The 17,617-nt window shown below is 66.4% G+C and carries 13 protein-coding genes; 7 read left to right on the top strand and 6 right to left on the bottom strand.

Annotated features, from left to right (window positions below; all coding sequences use genetic code 11):
- Positions 1-69: 69 nt before the first annotated feature.
- The 5 genes from rpoN to CKO28_RS07870 all read right to left on the bottom strand — a co-directional run bounded on the left by rpoN (position 70) and on the right by CKO28_RS07870 (position 5,354).
- Complete coding sequence (gene rpoN / locus CKO28_RS07890; protein WP_200340090.1) at positions 70-1,530, bottom strand: RNA polymerase factor sigma-54; 1,461 nt, start codon at positions 1,528-1,530, stop codon at positions 70-72.
- A gap of 273 nt (positions 1,531-1,803) precedes the next feature.
- A complete protein-coding gene (gene lptB / locus CKO28_RS07885) occupies positions 1,804-2,703 on the bottom strand; it encodes an LPS export ABC transporter ATP-binding protein (RefSeq protein ID WP_242480417.1) in 900 nt (299 codons plus the stop codon).
- The gene (locus CKO28_RS07880) at positions 2,700-3,818 is read right to left on the bottom strand and encodes an LptA/OstA family protein (protein WP_200340089.1); all 1,119 of its coding nucleotides are present in this window, start codon (positions 3,816-3,818) and stop codon (positions 2,700-2,702) included. The genes lptB and CKO28_RS07880 overlap by 4 nt, the downstream gene beginning before the upstream one ends.
- Positions 3,815-4,510 carry an LPS export ABC transporter periplasmic protein LptC gene (gene lptC / locus CKO28_RS07875; RefSeq protein WP_200340088.1) on the bottom strand — a complete coding sequence of 232 codons (696 nt, stop codon included), beginning with the start codon at positions 4,508-4,510 and terminating at the stop codon, positions 3,815-3,817. Before lptC ends, CKO28_RS07880 begins: the two co-directional genes overlap by 4 nt.
- Before the next feature lie 229 nt (positions 4,511-4,739).
- Positions 4,740-5,354, bottom strand: coding sequence for a 3'-5' exonuclease family protein (locus tag CKO28_RS07870; protein WP_200340087.1), 615 nt, complete (start codon positions 5,352-5,354; stop codon positions 4,740-4,742).
- Between the two features lie 215 nt (positions 5,355-5,569).
- Between CKO28_RS07870 and CKO28_RS07865 the strand changes: the two genes are divergently transcribed.
- The gene (locus tag CKO28_RS07865) at positions 5,570-6,532 is read left to right on the top strand and encodes a complex I NDUFA9 subunit family protein (RefSeq protein ID WP_200340086.1); all 963 of its coding nucleotides are present in this window, start codon (positions 5,570-5,572) and stop codon (positions 6,530-6,532) included.
- Positions 6,533-6,633: 101 nt separating this feature from the next.
- Here the strand turns inward: CKO28_RS07865 and CKO28_RS07860 are convergent, their stop codons facing one another.
- A complete protein-coding gene (locus tag CKO28_RS07860) occupies positions 6,634-7,449 on the bottom strand; it encodes an undecaprenyl-diphosphate phosphatase (protein ID WP_200340085.1) in 816 nt (271 codons plus the stop codon).
- 437 nt (positions 7,450-7,886) lie between these two features.
- On the opposite strand from CKO28_RS07860, the gene CKO28_RS07855 reads away from it, so the two are divergent.
- The 6 genes from CKO28_RS07855 to CKO28_RS07830 are packed head-to-tail and all read left to right on the top strand — an operon-like array spanning position 7,887 to position 17,407.
- On the top strand, positions 7,887-9,353 hold the full coding sequence (locus tag CKO28_RS07855) for an NAD(P)-dependent oxidoreductase (protein ID WP_200340084.1): 1,467 nt from the start codon (positions 7,887-7,889) through the stop codon (positions 9,351-9,353).
- Positions 9,354-9,363: 10 nt separating this feature from the next.
- Complete coding sequence (locus tag CKO28_RS07850) at positions 9,364-10,530, top strand: DUF29 domain-containing protein (protein ID WP_200340083.1); 1,167 nt, start codon at positions 9,364-9,366, stop codon at positions 10,528-10,530.
- Entirely contained in the window at positions 10,527-11,180 is a 654-nt protein-coding gene (locus tag CKO28_RS07845; RefSeq protein WP_200340082.1) for a glutathione S-transferase N-terminal domain-containing protein, read from the top strand. The genes CKO28_RS07850 and CKO28_RS07845 overlap by 4 nt, the downstream gene beginning before the upstream one ends.
- A 57-nt stretch (positions 11,181-11,237) precedes the next feature.
- Positions 11,238-15,797 (top strand): glutamate synthase large subunit, encoded by a 4,560-nt coding sequence (gene gltB, locus CKO28_RS07840; RefSeq protein WP_200340081.1) that lies wholly within the window; start codon positions 11,238-11,240, stop codon positions 15,795-15,797.
- 52 nt (positions 15,798-15,849) lie between these two features.
- On the top strand, positions 15,850-16,578 hold the full coding sequence (locus tag CKO28_RS07835; protein ID WP_200340080.1) for a 3'-5' exonuclease family protein: 729 nt from the start codon (positions 15,850-15,852) through the stop codon (positions 16,576-16,578).
- A 1-nt stretch (position 16,579) separates the two neighbouring features.
- Positions 16,580-17,407 carry a nucleotidyltransferase domain-containing protein gene (locus CKO28_RS07830; protein WP_200340079.1) on the top strand — a complete coding sequence of 276 codons (828 nt, stop codon included), beginning with the start codon at positions 16,580-16,582 and terminating at the stop codon, positions 17,405-17,407.
- Positions 17,408-17,617 lie beyond the last annotated feature (210 nt).

Here is a 17,617-nt window from a genome sequence, read left to right as displayed (position 1 = left end):
GACCACGTCTTCTGGGGATTAACGCGCTGGCCGGCTTGCGGTTCTACGACATCCGCGCGTCCGTCGGCGTCAGGCGATCGCCGCCTTCTCCCGGCGGCGCTGGGTGGAGGAGGGGATGCGCAGGGCATCCCGGTACTTCGCGACCGTGCGCCGCGCGATGTCGACCCCCTCGCCGCGCAGGATGGCGACGATCCGGTCGTCCGACAGGACCGCGTCCGGCGTCTCCTGGTCGATCAGCGTCTTGATCCGCTGGCGCACCGCCTCGGCCGAGTGGCTGCCGCCGTCGGCACCCTGGATCGTGGCGGTAAAGAAATACTTGAGTTCGTAGGTGCCGCGCGGGGTCGCGATGTACTTGTTCGCGGTCACCCGGCTGACGGTGGATTCGTGCATTTCGATCGTCTCGGCGACCTCGCGCAGGGTCAGCGGCCGCAGGTGCTCCACCCCGTGCTGGAAGAATCCCGCCTGGTGGGTGACGATCGCCTCCGCGACCTTGAGGATCGTGTTGGCCCGCTGCTCCAGGGCGCGCACCAGCCAATTCGCCGACTGCAGGCGGTCGTTCAGGAAGCTGCGCGCCGCCTTGTCGCGCCCGGCGGCGGCCCCGACCTCGCGGGCATAGCGCTGGTTGACCAGCACGCGCGGCAGCGTGTCCGGGTTGAGCTCCAGGTGCCAGCCGCCGTTGCGGCCCGCGCGCATCAGAATGTCCGGAACCAGCGGCTGCACCGGCGTGCCCTCGAACGCCAGCGCCGGGCGCGGGTCGAGGGCGCGCAGCTCGGCCAGCATGTCGCTGAGGTCCTCGCTATCGACGTTGCACCGCCGCTTCAGCCGTGCCCAATCCCGCTGTCCGACCAGTTCCAGGTTGGCGACCAGCGTGTGCATCGCGGGATCCAGCCGGTCCCGTTCGCGCAGCTGGATCGCCAGGCACTCCGCCAGGTCGCGCGCGAATACCCCGGCCGGGTCGAAGCCGTGCAGCCGGGTCAGCACCGGTTCGATCCGCCCGGCCTCGACGCCCAGCATGTCCGCCAATTCGTCAAGCGAGACGGCGAGGTAGCCGGCGGCATCCAGGCTGTCGACCAGCGCCTCCGCGATCGCGCGGTCGGTCGCGTCCGCGATGCTCAGGTGCACCTGCTCCAGCAGGTGGTCGCGCAGACTGACCGTGGTCGCGGCGCGCTGGTCGATGCCCGACAGGCTGTCGTCCATGCCGCCGCCGGCGCCGCCCGCAGCCCCGGGGACGGCGGCCCAGTCGGTGCCCATGTCGTCGGCAAAGCTGTCCGGGGCGGCGTCCCAGTCGCGCTCGCCGCTGCGGTCGTCCAGATCGTCCTCGTCGCCGCGGCGACTTTCCGCCTGGCTGGCGTCGGCATCCGGGCGGTCGCGCTCGTCGCGCTCGAGCAGCGGGTTCTGCTCCAGCTCCTGGTCGATGTAGGTCGCCAGTTCGAGGTTGTTCAGCTGCAGCAGCTTGATGGCCTGCTGCAGCTGCGGCGTCATCACCAGGGACTGGCTGGTGCGGAGCTCTAAACGCTGGGACAGCGCCATCGTCGATTAACCGTCCACCGTTCCTGCAAGGGCTGCCGCATAAGGCTGCATCAACGTTAACGAACTTACCTCAAGAACCTTGCGCGCGATTTAAGACGATCCCGAAAGGCGCGCCTAGGGCAAGATGCCGGAAGGTGGTAATACCTTCCCGGGCAATCCGGTTCGCTCGGACGGCGCGGCATTCGCGACCCGGGCCGACCCTTCCCCGGAGCCGTCCTGCGCCGCATTGGCGCGGCGCACCCCGCGGCCCTTTGGTCTTTCCCGGGGACCGGTTTATAGCGAAAACGTCTCGCCAAGGTAAACGCGGCGGACCTCTTCGTGCGCGACGATCTCCGCCGGCTTGCCCTCCATCAGCACCGCGCCCTCGTGGATGATGTAGGCGCGGTCGACGATCTCCAGCGTTTCGCGGACGTTGTGGTCGGTGATCAGCACGCCGATGCCGCGGTGCTTCAGATGCCCCACCAGATCGCGGATGTCGCCCACCGCGATCGGGTCGATGCCGGCCAACGGCTCGTCGAGCAGGATGAACGACGGATTGGAGGCGAGCGCGCGGGCGATCTCGACGCGCCGGCGTTCGCCGCCGGACAGGGCGGGCGCCGGCGTGCGGCGCAGGTGGGAGATGCCGAATTCGCCCAGCAGGTCTTCGAGCCGCGCCTGCCGGCGCTTGCGGTTGGGCTCCACGGCTTCGAGGATTGCGTAGATGTTCTGCTCGACCGTCAGCCCGCGGAAGATCGAGGCTTCCTGCGGCAGGTAGCCGACGCCCAGGCGGGCCCGGCGGTACATCGGCAGATCGGTGACGTCCGCCCCGTCCAGCGTGACCCAGCCGTAGTCCGGCCCGATCAGGCCGGTGATCATGTAGAAGCAGGTCGTCTTGCCGGCCCCGTTCGGGCCCAGCAGGCCGACCGCTTCGCCGCGCTGAACCGACAGCGTGACCGACCGCACCACCGGGCGCTTCTTGAACGCCTTGCCAAGGTTGATCGCGGCCAGCCCGCCGGTACGCGCGATCGCGCGCGGATCGTTGCGGCCCTGCTCCTGCTCCTGCTGGGCCAGCGCGGCCGGGTTCTGCCCGCCGCTGCCGCCGGCCGGTCGCGTGGTCCGCTCGGTTCGCAGGGGCGTGACGTTGGTCTGGGGCCTGGACGGGCCGTCGCCGCCGTCGCCTGGCTCGTCGGTCATTCGGTCCGTCCCTCGCTCGCCCCGGCGTCCGGGCCGGCCGACCCGCCGGCGCCCTGGTCGCCAGCACCTTGGCCCGGAGCCCCTTGGGCCGTGGGCCCTTGGGCGGTGTCCTGCGCCTCCGACTGGGCGGTCTCGGACGGGCTGACGTCCTGGGCGGAATCCGGTTGCAGCAGCGCCCGGACCCGGCTGTCGCCGGCGGCGTCCGGCGGGGCGCCGCGCAGCCGGCTGACCCCGGTGCGCAGGTTGACCTGTCCCCAGCCGCCGTTCAACTGGTTCCCGTCCCGGGTGATCCGGACGTTGCCGATCAAGGTCGCGATCTCGGTGCGGGTGTTGTAGACGCCGCGGTCGCCGCGGGCGAACTCGCTTGGGGTGGAAATGCGCACGTTGTTGAACGCCTCGATCCGCTCGATCTCCTGCCGCGCCGCCGGATCGTCGCCGCTGCCGGTCTGGCTGGCTTCGCTGCTCCCATTCTGCGCGGGCGCGAAGCGGGCAGCGAGCACTTCGGCGCGGATCACCCGGTCCCCGCGCACCGCCTTGGCGTCGCCGCGCGCGACCGCCAGGTCGCGGGCCTGCCAGTACTCCAGCGAGTCCTCGGCGGTGATGGTTTCCTGCTCGGTCTTGAACCGCAGGTTGTCGCCAGTGAGCACCACGACTTGCTGGTCCAGGTCGTAGACGGCCTTGTCGCCCCGGCTGGTGGAGCGGTCGTCGACGATCCGGACGTTGCCGACCGCCTCGACGCGGTAGATCTCCGTGCTTCCGGTGGACAGGCCGACGCCGCTGCCGCCGTTGCCGCCGTCCCCGGTTCCCTCGCCGCGACCGGCGTCGCTGGTGCCTTGCTTGTCTTCGGTTTCCCGGTAGTGCGCGATCAGACGGTCGCCGTAGACGGTGACGCCGCCGCGGCTGGCGCTCGCATTGCCGCGGGCGATGTAGACTTGCTCGTCGCGCCGCCACTCGATCCCTTTGCTCGCGTTGATCTCGAGCGGCCCCTCGCCGGAGCCGCCGACCAGACCTTGCCCGGCGGCCGGCACAGCCGCGGCCGACAGCCCGAACGCAAGCGCGAGCACGGCGACGAGGCGGCGCGGGCTGGTCTGCACGCGTTCGGCGAAACGGATCACTGGGTCCCCTCCAGGGCGCTCTCGCGGATCGTCATCTGGCTCTTGCCGGTCAAGATGATGCGTGCGCCCTTGTCCAGGATACGAAAGCCCTGCGCATCGATCTGGCCTTCCGGGCCGTGGCCGGTCACCGGGGTGTTGGAGTGCGCCGTGCCCGCCTGGAGGTCGACGTCCGCCTTTCGGGTCTGGAACTGAAAGCCGCGGTCGTGGAACAGATGCACGTCCTTGCGCAGTTCCAGATATTCGCGCTTCCGGTGGTAGAGGCCGCGGTCGGCGGAGACGGTCACCCAGCTGCCGTCCTGCAGCGTCATGTCGGCCTGCGGCGCGAACAACTTCACTTCGCTGGCACCGCTGGATTCTTGCAGCGCGCGGTCGGCGACCACCGTGAACGGGCGGTTCTCCTCGTCGCGGCTGCGGTAGCGCGGGTTTACCATGGTCAGGTTGTCGACCTCTTCGGAAGCGAGGTCGGAGACCGACAGGCGGAAGTCGCGCTTATCCGGTACCAGCTGTGGCCAGGCGATCAGCACCAGGACGATCGCCGCGGCCAGCGCCGGCAACATCACCTTCAGCGTGCCGACCAGGAGACTGTGCCGGTCGCGCAACGACAGGCGAGGCGGTCGCTTGGCCTGGAGGGATTGGGAACTGTCGCGCAGCGCGGCCATGGTCGGGTCGGTCGGCGTCCTGTCGGTGGGCATGCGGGTCGAGGGGCATGCGGGCCGGACTGTCCGGCCGCGCGTTCCGGGTCCGCGCGTGTTCCGCCGCCGGTCGGATCACGGGGAGCGCGGGATGCGCCCAGGAAGATGCATTTTTACATTTGGTTTCCCGCCGCAACCAGACAATAGCAGACCGCCGACCGTTCGGCGACAGCGCCGGGCGACGCGGGGCCTGTACAATGTTCGACGCCTGGTAATAAGGCAGCGCGCTTTACGAGTGCGCGAAGATGTCGACCTCGGACCACCCCAGCAGGTCCAGGCGCGCCCGCACCGGCAGGAAGTCGAAGATCTGTCGGGCCAGCTGGGCGCGCTCCTCGCGCGCGAGCAGCCGGTCGAGGATATCCTTCAGCTGGTGCAGGTAGAGCACGTCTGCGGCGGCGTAGTTCATTTGCTCGGCCGTCAGCTCGCCCGCGCCCCAGTCGCTCGACTGCTGCTGCTTGGACATGTCGACGCCAAGCAGGTCCTTGCACAGGTCCTTCAGGCCGTGCCGGTCGGTATAGGTGCGCACCAGCTTGCTGGCCGTCTTGGTGCAATACACCGGGCCTGTCGGCTCGCCGAAGTGCGCCTCGAACATCGCCAGGTCGAAGCGGGCGTAGTGGAAGATCTTGGTGACCTCAGGGTCCCGCAGCAGGGCGCGCAGATTGGGCGCGCTGTAGTCGCGGTCGGCGAACTGCACCAGGTGGACGTTGCCGTCGCCGGCCGACAGCTGGACCAGGCACAGACGGTCGCGGACCAGGTTGAGGCCCATCGTCTCGCTGTCGACGGCCACGGTCGCGCCCAGGTCGAGGTCGGCGGGCAGGTCGTTGCGGTGCAGCTGGATCGCCACGGCGAATGCCCCATGTCTCGTGTAACGGCAGGCTGTGCGCGCGGTTCACGGCGCGCCGAATGCGGCGGACCATAGCCGCGCACATCCGGGTGTCAACGTCCCCGGCGGGGATGCTATACCCCGTCCCCGTGCGTCCGGTGCCGGCCCGCCGGCGGACCTGCATGCGCGCACCACGCGGCGGCAACGATCAACGACCAGGAAGCGGGATAACGACAATGGCGAAGGTTGCGACGGTATTCGGCGGCTCCGGCTTCGTCGGGCGCTACATCGTCAAGCGCCTGGCCAAGGAAGGCTGGGTGGTGCGCGTGGCGGTGCGCGACACCGAGAAGGCGCACTTCCTGCAGCCCTACGGCAACGTCGGGCAGATCGTGCGGATGCCGGTGCCGATCCAGGACGAGACGGCGGTGCGCGAGGCGGTCGACGGCGCGGACGCGGTGTTCAACGCGATCGGCCTGCTGTTCGAGCCGGGCGGCGCGCAGACCTTCGACGAGGTGCACGTCAACGGCCCGGAGCGGATCGCGCGGCTGGCCGCCGAAACCGGCGTCAAGCGCCTGATCCACGTCTCCGCGATCGGCGCGGACAAGGAATCCGACTCGGTCTACGCCCGGACCAAGGCCGAGGGCGAGACGGCGATCCTGAAGCAGTTCCCGCAGGCGACCATCCTGCGCCCGTCGATCGTGATCGGGCCGGAGGACGGCTTCCTCAACTTCTTCGCCCAGATGGCCCGGATTTCGCCGGCGCTGCCGCTGATCGGCGGCGGCAAGACCCGCTTCCAGCCGGTCTACGTCGGCGACGTCGCCGATGCGGCGATGGCGGCGGTTCACGAGAGCAAGACCAAGGGCAAGACCTACGAACTGGGCGGCCCCAAGGTCTACACCTTCAAGCAGCTGATGGAGCTGCTGTTGAAGGAGATCCGGCGCAAGCGCCTGCTGCTGCCGATCCCGTTCGGCGTGGCGCAGCTGCAGGCCGGCGCGGCGGAACTGCTGCCCAAGCCGCTGTTGACCCGCGACCAGGTGACCCTGCTCAAGCAGGACAACGTCGTCCAGAAGGGCGCGCTGTCGTTCAAGACCCTGGGCCTGGAGCCGCAGGCGATCGAGGCGATCCTACCCACCTACCTGGTCCGCTACCGCCCCGGCGGCCGGTTTTCCAAGCACCACCTGCCGAGCGACGCGCGCTAAATCGGTCGCTGTCCGAGCGTTCGTCGAAGCGCTGAATCCCCTCTCCCCTCAAGGGAGAGGGGACCCGCCGAGGCGCCGTGCTGGCGCGCGGCGAACCCGCCCTACAGCACGCCCGTATAGATCAGCACCAGCAACAGCCCGCCGAGCACGATCCGATACACCACGAACGGCGTGAAGCTGGCGACCGCCAGCCAGCGCATCAAAAGCGCGATCGCGATCCAGGCGGCGACGAACGCCATCGCCGCGGCGATCAGGGCGTCCAGGCCCAGCGCCAGGTTGCCGCTCTCATAGACGTCTAGGCCAGCCAGCGTGCCCGCGCCGGCGATCGCCGGGATCGCCAGCAGCATGGAAAAGCGCGCGGCCTCCCGGCGGTCGTAGCCGAGCAGGCGGCCCGCGGTCATGGTGATGCCCGACCGGCTGGTCCCGGGCATCAGCGCCAGCACCTGCATCAGCCCGATCATCAGTGCATCCGCCCAGCGCATCTCGCTGACCCGGCGCAGCTGCGCGCCCGCCTTATCGGCGACGTACAGCAGCACCCCGAACACAAGCGTGGTCCAGGCGATCAGCTCGGCGCTGCGCAGCAGGTCGTCGACCATGTCCTTCAACAGAAAGCCTGCCGCGATCACCGGCAGGGTCGCCAGCACGACGAACATCGCCAGACGCGTGCCCGCGGTCGGCCGGCCGGCAAGGCCGGCGAAGACGCCCCGCACCATGTCCCGGATGTCGCGCCAGAAATAGCCGCAGACCGCGGCCAGCGTGCCGACGTGGACCGCGATGTCGAGGATCAGCTGGTCGTGGTCCGGCACGTCGGAGCCGAGCAAGCGCCAGGTCAGGACCAGATGGCCGGAGGAGGAGATCGGCAGAAACTCGGTGATCCCCTGGACCAGCGACAAGACGAACAGGTGAAGCAGGGGCAAAGCAGCGCAACCTCGAAGCAAGCCGGAGCGGGGCGCGCGGACCGGCGCCGTCCGTGGGGATGACGGCTGCGGGTTATACGTCGTTCCGGGCCGTACGCCAACGCGTCGCAAGTAGGTCCGATTTGTTTACGATCTGGGTGACCGAGACGCCCGCCCCGGCATGGCGTACGGGCTTTCGCGCGTTTGCGCCGGCTTTATGAGACAGCATAGCTGACCTATCGGGTTCTTTGCTCTGGTCTCCCGCAGGCACGCGCGGTATATAGAGATAACCGGCGTCCCGGTGTCCCGGCGGACGTGTGCCGCCGGGGTCCGGCCCAGGCACCGGCCCAGACACTGGAACAGATACCGGCCCAGACATTACGCAAGCGCGCCGGCCGGCGCGCGCGGTCCAGCGCGTCGGTGGGCACAGACCGCTTTTCAGGAGGCACGACACCACCATGCCGCGACAGACGCTCAAGTTCGTGAACGTCGCCAAGCAGATGCCCGAGAAGCGGGACCCGGACGCCCGGCGGCGCGACTTCGACGAGATCTACGAGAACTTCCAGCCGCAGGAGGCGCAGACCCAGGCCGGGCGCTGCTCGCAGTGCGGCGTGCCGTACTGTCAGGTCCACTGCCCGCTGCACAACAACATCCCCGACTGGCTGATGCTGACGGCGGAGGGCCGGCTGCAGGAGGCCTACGAGGTCTCCAGCGCCACCAACAACATGCCCGAGGTGTGCGGGCGGATCTGCCCGCAGGACCGGCTTTGCGAGGGCAACTGCGTGATCGAGCAGGCCGGCCACGGCACGGTCACGATCGGCGCGGTGGAAACCTACATCACCGAAACCGCCTGGGATCGGGGCTGGGTCGAGCCGGTCAAGCCGATCCGCGAGCGCGACGAGACGGTCGGCATCATCGGGGCCGGGCCGGGCGGCCTCGCCGCGGCCGAGCAACTCCGCCGCAAGGGCTATCAGGTGCACGTCTACGACCGCTACGACCGGATCGGCGGTCTGATGATCTACGGCATCCCGAACTTCAAGCTGGAAAAGTACGTCGTCGAGCGCCGCGCCCGGCTGCTCTACGACAGCGGCGTACACTTCCACCTGAGTTTCGAGGTCGGCCGCGACATGACGCTGCCGGAACTGCGCCAGCAGCACGATTCGGTGCTGATCGCGACCGGCGTCTACAAGGCGCGCGAGATCCAGGTCCCGGGCGTCGGCCTCAACGGTGTGGTCCGTGCGCTCGACTTCCTGACCGCGTCCAACCGGAAAGGCCTGGGCGACGAGGTGCCGGAGTTCGACAGCGGCCAGCTGAACGCCGAGGGCAAGAACGTCGTCGTGATCGGCGGCGGCGACACCGCGATGGATTGCGTGCGCACCGCGATGCGCCAGGGAGCCAAGAGCGTCAAGTGCCTCTACCGGCGCAACCGGCAGAACATGCCCGGCTCGCAGCGCGAGGTCGCCAACGCCGAGGAGGAGGGCGTGGAATTCGTCTGGCTGGCCGCCCCTAAGGCGTTCCTGGGCGACGAGCACGTCACCAAGGTGCGCGCGCAGCGCGTCCATCTGGGCGTCCCGGATGCCAGCGGCCGCCAGGCGCCGCGGATCGTCGAGGGCAGCGACTACGATCTGGACGCCGACATGGTGATCAAGGCGCTCGGCTTCGACGCCGAGGATCTGCCGACGCTGTTCGACTGCGCGGAACTGGAGACCACGCGCTGGGGCACGGTGAAGGTCGACTTCCGGACCCTGATGACCAGCCTGGACGGCGTGTTCGCCGCCGGCGACATCGCCCGCGGCGCCAGCCTGGTGGTATGGGCGATCCGCGACGGCCGCGACGCCGCCGAGCAGATCGACGGCTACATCAAGGGCAAGGCCCGCCAGAGCCCGGCCGGCGACCGTCCGGCCGAAGCGGTGGCCGCGGAGTAGGGGGCGCACGATGGCGCTGCCAACGGAACAGAGTGCGTATCGCACCGTCGTACAGCTGACCGGCACCAAGCGGCTCGACGAAGAACTCGGGGCGTTCGGTCGCGACGTTGGACCGCGATTCGATCGGCTGACCAGCCAAAGCCGGCTGCGCGCCCGTGGCGCCGAAGGCGAGGACTGGTGTCTGCGTCGCTTGTTGATCGCCTTGGTGGCGAGCGAGCGGTTGAGGATGCCGGCCAACCTGTGCGTGAGTGATCCGGAGGCGGCGCGCGCATTGCCCAACGCGGTGCTGGAGACGACCGATGGCGAGCAGGTCGGGGTCGAGGTCACGCAAGCGACGTCCCCGACCTATCAGCGCGACCTGAGCGCGGCCGACCGCGAGGCGTTCAGGCCGGATAGCGATCGGTTCGTTCTCGATCCCGGCGATGGCCAGGTCGGCGACGCGCCTGAGCGCCAAGCCGTCTATGAGATCATACAAGCTTACAATCGCAAGCTCGGGAAACTGCGCGCCGGCGATTATGCCGACAGCCAGACCGTGGATCTGCTGATCTACCTGAATTCCAGCGTGGATATATTCGTCGACCCCGCCGACATCGCGCAGCGGATCCGGAGCGCCGGCCTGTTGGACGGCGAAGCTGGGCAATTCCGGCAACTCCACGTTCTGATCGGCGACACGATGATCTTGGATGCGATCGGTAACGCCGGGTGCATCGTTTCGCTCCACGGGCGCTACGAACACGACTTCAACCAGTGGTGTTTGGATCAGGCGCAAGCCGCGCGCGACGGCGCCGTGGACCGCCTCGACATCGACAACATCGCAGAGGAGCTGTGGAGTTTGGGTGCGAGCGACCGGCGGGCGCTCGAGAGCCAGATCAAGCGCGTGCTGGAGCACCTTTTAAAGTGGACCTACCAGCCCGACAAACGCTCCTGGAGTTGGCTTACGAGCATGAACGACTCGCGCGACAAGATCGACTTGATCCTCGATGACAGTCCGAGCTTGGCGCGCGACGACGTGATCGAGAAACTGATCCGGTCGGGCTATTCCAAGGCGGTTAAAAGCGCTGCCCTGGAAACCGGTCTGAAACGTGAGAGGTTTCCGGAGGCGTGTCCGTTTACCGTCGAGCAGATTTTCGCGTCGGACTTTCCGCCCGAAGACGAATATCCGGAGCGCGATCAGTGACCTACCGCCTGTTCGCCGACCCGACTTCGGGCAACTGCTACAAGGTCGCGCTGATCCTGCATCTGACCGGGCGCGACACCCAGGTGGTGCGCACCAGCGTGGTCGAGGGACACACGCAGGACCCGCGCTTCCGCGCGCTCAACCCGGACGGGCGGGTGCCGTTCCTGCAGTTTCCAGACGGCCGGGGCATGGGCGAATCCAACGCCCTGCTGCTGGCGCTCGCGCGCGGCACGGCGTACCGCCCGGACGCGCCCGCGGACGAGGACGAGGTGCTCGAATGGCTGTTCTTCGAGCAGTACAGCTTTGAGCCCAACATCGCGGTCGCCCGGGTCTGGCGCCATTTCACCGGCGTGCCCGAGGGCCAGGAAGAGGGGCTGCGCGCCAAGATGGCGAACGGCGCGCACGCGCTGAAGGTGCTCGACCAAGCGCTGGAGACCCGGCAGTTCCTGGCCGGAAGACGATTCACGGTCGCCGACATCGCGCTCTACGCCTACGCCCATCTGGCGGGCGAGGGCGGCTTCGACCTGAACGATGTGCCGGCCGTCCTTGCCTGGATGGACCGGGTGGCCGGCCAGCCGGGTTTCCTGGACATGCCGGCGCTGTTTTCGAACGCGCCGACGGTGAATTTCGACGACGCCCTCGCGGCGTAACCGGGGCGCACCCGGCGACGGGCGCGCCCGCAGAACCGAGAGAAGAGGAACGACGCCATGACCAGCGTTTGGGGCCAGGGCCAGGATGCCGCCATCCGTGCGTGGGAGGAAAATGCCCGCACGCTGAGCGAGACCGGTCTCTACGACCCGTCCGACGAGCACGACGCCTGCGGCGTCGGCCTGATCGCGTCGGTCGACGGCAGCCCGCGGCGCGATGTCGTGCAGGCCGGGATCGACGCCCTGAAGGCGGTCTGGCACCGCGGCGCGATCGACGCGGACGGCAAGACCGGCGACGGCGCCGGCATCCACGTCGAGATCCCGCAAGACTTCTTCCACGAGCACATCGCCGCCGCCGGCCACAAGCCGGGGCCGGAGCGCGTCGCCGTGGGCATGATGTTCCTGCCGCGCACCGACCTGGACGCCCAGGAGCGCTGCCGCGTCATCGTCGAGCGCGAGATCCTGAAGTACGGCTACACGATCTACGGCTGGCGCCAGGTGCCGGTGAACACCGGCGTGATCGGCGAGAAGGCGAACGCGACCCGCCCGGAGATCGAGCAGATCATGATCTCCAACGCCCGCGGGCGCTCGGCCAGCGACTTCGACCTCGACCTCTACGTGATCCGCCGGCGGATCGAGAAAGCGGTCGCCGAGGAGTCGATCAAGGACTTCTACTGCTGCTCCCTGTCCTGCCGGTCGATCATCTACAAGGGCATGTTCCTGGCGGAGCAGCTGACGAGCTTCTACCCGGATCTGGAGGATACGCGCTTCGTCTCCTCCTTCGCGATCTTCCACCAGCGCTACTCGACCAACACCTTCCCGACCTGGCCGCTGGCCCAGCCGTTCCGCGTGCTCGCCCACAACGGTGAGATCAACACGCTGCGCGGCAACGTGAACTGGATGAAGGCGCACGAGTGCCGGCTGGACCACCCGCGCTTCGGCGACCGGATCGAGGACGTGAAGCCCGTGGTGCAGGCCGGCTCGAGCGATTCGGCCGCGCTCGACGCCACCTTCGAGCTGCTGGTGCGCGCCGGGCGCAGCGTGCCGATGGCGAAGACGCTGCTGATTCCCGAATCCTTCTCCGCCGACCGGTCGATGCCGGAGGAACTGAAGAACCTCTACCGCTACTGCAACTCGGTGATGGAGCCGTGGGACGGCCCGGCGGCGATCTGCGCCTTCGGCGGCCGCTGGGTGCTGGGCGGCATGGACCGCAACGGCCTGCGCCCGCTGCGCTACACGGTGACCGACGACGGGCTGCTGTTCGTCGGCTCCGAGACCGGCATGGTGCGCCTGGACGAGCAGCACATCGTCGAGAAGGGCAAGATCGGCCCCGGCCAGATGATCGCCGTCGATCTGGAAGCCGGCACGCTCTACCACGACGAGGAAATCAAGCACGTGCTGGCCGGTCAGCAGCCCTACGGCGAGTGGGTCAAGCAGATCACCAAGATCGACGACATCGTCCGGCCCGAGCACGGCGAGCACGCGGAATACGACAAGCAGAACCTGCGCCGCCGGCAGCTCGCGTTCGGCCAGACGATGGAGGACATGGAGATGGTCCTCCACCCGATGGTCGAGGAGTCCAAGGAAGGCATCGGCTCGATGGGCGACGACACGCCCCTGGCGGTGCTGTCCGACCGCTACCGGCCGCTGCACCACTTCTTCCGGCAGAACTTCAGTCAGGTCACCAACCCGCCGATCGATTCGCTGCGGGAGAAGATGGTGATGACGCTGAAGACCCGCTTGGGCAACCTGGGCAACATCCTGGACGAGGACGCCAGCCAGTGCCGGCTGCTGCAGCTGGACAGCCCGGTGCTGACCAACGCCGAGTTCGAGTCCATGCGCGCCTACATGGGCGACACGGTGGCGGAGATCGACTGCACGTTCGATCCGGCCGGCGGCGAGGCCGCCATGCACGCCGCCCTGCTGCGGGTGCAGCAGGACGCCGAGGACGCGGTGCGCGGCGGCTGCGAGCACATCGTGCTGTCCGACAAGGCGCTGGGCCCGGACAAGGCACCGCTGCCGATGATCCTCGCGACCGGCGGGGTGCACACCTATCTGATGCGCCAGAAGCTGCGGACCTTCACCTCGCTCAACGTCCGCTCCGGCGAGTGCCTGGACGTGCACTACTTCGCCGTGCTGATCGGCGTCGGCGCGACCACGGTCAACGCCTACCTGGCGCAGGAGTCGATCGCCGACCGGCACGCCCGCGGCCTGTTCCCGGACATGAGCATCGAAGCGTGCCTGCAGCGCTTCAAGAAGGCGGTCGACGAGGGCCTGCTCAAGATCATGTCCAAGATGGGCATCTCGGTGCTGGCCTCCTACCGCGGCGCCTACAACTTCGAGGCCGTGGGCCTGTCGCGCACCCTGGTCGACGAGTTCTTCCCCGGCATGCCCTCGCGGATCTCCGGGATCGGGCTGTCCGGCATCCAGCAGAAGGTGCTGGAGCTGCACGAGCGCGCCTGGTCGGAAGACTTCATCGCCCTGCCGGTGGGCGGCTTCTACAAGTACCGCCGGCGCGGCGAGCGGCACTCGTGGGACGGCCAGCTGATCCACGTGATGCAGTCGGCCGTGGCGAGCGACAGCTATTCGACCTTCAAGAAATTCTCCGAGGGCATGCGCATCCTGCCGCCGACCACGCTGCGCGACCTGCTCGACTTCAACACCAAGAACGTGCGTCCAGTGTCCGTCGAGGAGGTCGAATCGATCACCGCGATCCGCAAGCGCTTCGTCACGCCGGGCATGTCGCTGGGCGCGATGAGCCCGGAAGCGCACAAGACGCTCAACATCGCGATGAACTCGATCGGCGCCAAGTCCGACAGCGGCGAGGGCGGCGAGGACCCGGCGCACTTCAAGCCGGACGACAAGGGCAACAACCCGAACTCCGCGATCAAGCAGGTCGCCTCGGGCCGGTTCGGCGTGACGGCGGAGTACCTGAACAACTGCCGGGAGATCGAGATCAAGGTCGCCCAGGGCGCCAAGCCCGGCGAGGGCGGGCAGCTGCCCGGCTTCAAGGTCACCGACATCATCGCCAAGCTGCGCCACGCCACCCCGGGCGTGCCGCTGATCAGCCCGCCGCCGCACCACGACATCTACTCGATCGAGGATCTGGCGCAGCTGATCTACGACCTGAAGCAGATCAATCCCGACGCCGAGGTCTGCGTCAAGCTGGTCGCGCGCTCGGGCATCGGCACGATCGCCGCCGGCGTGGCCAAGGCGAAGGCCGACGTGATCCTGATCGCCGGCCACTCGGGGGGCACCGGCGCCAGCCCGCTGACCTCGATCAAGTACGCCGGCATCCCCTGGGAGATGGGGCTGTCGGAGGTCCACCAGGTGCTCACCCTGAACCGGCTGCGCCACCGGGTGAAGCTGCGCACCGACGGCGGCCTCAAGACCGGCCGGGACATCGTCACCGCGGCGATCCTGGGGGCCGAGGAGTTCGGCGTGGGCACCGCCTCGCTGGTCAGCGTGGGCTGCATCATGGTCCGGCAGTGCCACTCCAACACCTGTCCGGTGGGCGTCTGCACCCAGGACCCCAAGCTGCGCGAGAAGTTCACCGGGACCCCGCAGAAGGTGGTCAACCTGTTCTCCTTCATCGCCGAGGAGGTTCGCGAGGTGCTGGCCTCGCTGGGCGCGCGCACGCTGAACGAGGTGATCGGCCGCACCGAGCTGCTGCATCAGGTCAACCGCGGGGCGCCCAACCTGGACGATCTCGACCTGAACCCGCTGCTGGCCCGCCCGGACCCGGGCGAGTATGCCACCTACTGCACCCGCAAGGGCCGCAACGAGGTGGACGAGACGCTCGACGCGCAGATGGTGGAAGACGCCCGCACGCTGTTCACGGACGGCGAGAAGATGCAGCTGCAGTACACCATCCGGAACACCCAGCGGGCGATCGGTACCCGCCTGTCCTCGCACATCGTGCGCAAGTTCGGCATGACCGGGCTGCGCCCGGGCCACGCGACCGTGCGCCTGCGCGGGTCCGCCGGCCAGTCGCTGGGCGCGTTCGCCGTGCAGGGCCTGAAACTGGAGGTGTTCGGCGACGCCAACGACTACGTCGGCAAGGGCCTGTCGGGCGGCACCATCGTCGTCCGGCCGACCACGGCCAGCCCGCTGGAGAGCCAGAAAAACTCGATCGTCGGCAACACGGTGCTGTACGGCGCCACCAGCGGCCGGCTGTTCGCCGCCGGCCAGGCCGGGGAGCGGTTCTGCGTGCGCAACTCCGATGCCGTCGCCGTGGTCGAGGGCTGCGGCGCCAACGGCTGCGAGTACATGACCGGCGGCACCGCGGTGATCCTCGGCAACGTCGGACCGAACTTCGGCGCCGGCATGACCGGCGGCATGGCCTACGTCTACGACCCCGACGGCGACTTCGAGCGGCGCGTGAACCCGGACCAGGTAACCTGGCAGCGGATCCAGACCGACTACTGGGAGAGCGTGCTGCGCGACCTGATCGCCGAGCACGTCCGCGAGACCCAGTCCCGCTTCGCCGAACGGCTGCTGATCGACTGGCAGGCCGAGCGCGAGCACTTCTGGCAGGTGGTGCCCAAGGAAATCATCGCCCACCTGGAACAGCCGCTCACCCACGAAGGCCGCGAGGCCCGCGCGGAGCCGGCGGAGTAGGGTAGACGCCGCATAGGCTATCGCTTAACGGATAAATGGACGCTTGCGATATATGACACACAAGAACTATGCTCCACAGGACACGGAAGTGGCATATCTTGGGGTAGAGCGGATAAAGATGACACCTTTTGATTCGGCGTGTTCGTCTCAGTGTGACAAACTAGCGGTCAGAAAAGGCAACGCGGAAAGCACGAGTAATGTCGTGAAAATCGGTGATACATATTTTTCCGCGGACGTGGAGACCGATGGTCCGATTCCTGGGCCATACTCAATGTTGTCCTTTGCGCTTGTCTATGCCGGGCAATATGACGGGCAGACTTTCGAGAAACCAAGTAAATATGACCAAATTTTCTACCGTGAAATCAAACCAATCTCTGAAAATTACGAAGTAGAAGCTTTAAATATAAATCAACTTGATAGAGAGAGGTTGCAACGTGAAGGGGCTTCTCCAAAAGATGCGATGAATGATGCATGGGATTGGGTGATGTCATTAGCAGGTGAGACCAAACCGGTCCTAGCTGCGTATCCGGTAAGCTTTGACTGGACTTGGCTGTATTGGTATTTCATTGCGTTTTCAGATAAAGGGTCGCCATTCGGTTATTCACGATGCTTCGATATTAAAACGGCTGTCTCCATAAAGGCTAATCTGCCATTCTCGAGCGCAGGGAGGTCTAAATTACCGGATTGGTTGCAACCTGAGCGTGAGCACACACATTTCGCAGTAGATGACGCAATTGAGCAGGCGGAAATTTTTGCGAAAATCGCTGAATGGAAGGCGTGATATGAACGAACTCACCCGGCGCCGTCAGGTGTCAAGCGAGAACATTAGACAAATTGTTGGAAAACTTGAGCGAGCTCGCGGATTATGTGACGGTAAAGCTTGTGTATATGCCACAGGTTCCTACGGTCGTTTAGAGGCTACAAATGAAAGTGACCTTGATTTATTCATCGTAGGACTCCCAAGCTTTGAGGGTCAAGACTCGGACAATTCCTCTGGTGGCCGTGAACCGCAGCGGTATTTAAATCGGCTTGATGAAATCGTGGTGAAAGCTGATTTAATTGAGGCCATTAAGTCATTGGGCCTTCCAGATTTTGATGGCGATGGCGAATACCTGCTGCATTATACTGGTTCGAAGCTTATCAAAAATCTTGGAACGCCCGAAGATGACGTTCAGAATACCCTGACAGCGCGCCTTCTGTTGTTACTAGAGAGCCAACCGCTCGTGGGGCAAGATGTTTATCAGACGGTTGTAGATGATGTTGTAGCGAAATATTGGCGCGATTATGAAGATCATCGCGACGAGTTTGTGCCAACATTTCTTGTGAATGACGTTATGCGGCTTTGGCGAACCTTTTGTGTAAATTACGAAGCGCGCACAAAGACTGAGCCCGAGAAGCAAAAAGTTAAGAGGCGTGTAAAGAATTACAAACTGAAACACAACAGAATGTTGACCTGCTTTTCAGCGATTTTAAGCTTACTGGTCAAATATAGAGGAGAAGGCACCGTTCATCCACAGGACTTCATCAATTTTGTCAATATGACACCTACTTATCGATTGGAGTGGGTGGCTGAAAATGTTCAGGAGCAAGAGGCGAAAGATAGTGTGTAGCTGCTCACCCCCGGGGGTGGGCCCGTGAGTTTCTAGCCTGCCGGATCAGTCCAGCAGCAGCTCGGGTCAGCTCTTTACGCCCGGACTCTGGTATGATTCCAGAATGGTATGAGTCGGCGGGAAGAGCTGAAGCAGCATTCCAAGGACGAACTGGTCGACTACATCGTGGCGCTGGAGGAGCGCTTGGCCAAGGTCGAGGCCAAGCTGAAC

Source organism: Rhodovibrio sodomensis (genome assembly GCF_016583645.1).
Lineage (GTDB): Bacteria > Pseudomonadota > Alphaproteobacteria > Kiloniellales > Rhodovibrionaceae > Rhodovibrio > Rhodovibrio sodomensis.
The sequence above is the reverse complement of the archived record's forward strand: the minus strand, read 5'-3'. Positions and strand labels throughout refer to the sequence as shown.

Bases quoted from the DNA above. Each gene is read 5' to 3' on its own strand.
- CKO28_RS07835 (WP_200340080.1), top strand. From the start codon at position 15,850: ATGACACACAAGAACTATGCTCCACAGGACACGGAAGTGGCATATCTT.
- lptB (WP_242480417.1), bottom strand. From the start codon at position 2,703: ATGACCGACGAGCCAGGCGACGGCGGCGACGGCCCGTCCAGGCCCCAG.
- CKO28_RS07830 (WP_200340079.1), top strand. From the start codon at position 16,580: ATGAACGAACTCACCCGGCGCCGTCAGGTGTCAAGCGAGAACATTAGA.
- CKO28_RS07855 (WP_200340084.1), top strand. From the start codon at position 7,887: ATGCCGCGACAGACGCTCAAGTTCGTGAACGTCGCCAAGCAGATGCCC.
- CKO28_RS07850 (WP_200340083.1), top strand. From the start codon at position 9,364: ATGGCGCTGCCAACGGAACAGAGTGCGTATCGCACCGTCGTACAGCTG.
- gltB (WP_200340081.1), top strand. From the start codon at position 11,238: ATGACCAGCGTTTGGGGCCAGGGCCAGGATGCCGCCATCCGTGCGTGG.
- lptC (WP_200340088.1), bottom strand. From the start codon at position 4,510: ATGCCCACCGACAGGACGCCGACCGACCCGACCATGGCCGCGCTGCGC.
- rpoN (WP_200340090.1), bottom strand. From the start codon at position 1,530: ATGGCGCTGTCCCAGCGTTTAGAGCTCCGCACCAGCCAGTCCCTGGTG.
- CKO28_RS07865 (WP_200340086.1), top strand. From the start codon at position 5,570: ATGGCGAAGGTTGCGACGGTATTCGGCGGCTCCGGCTTCGTCGGGCGC.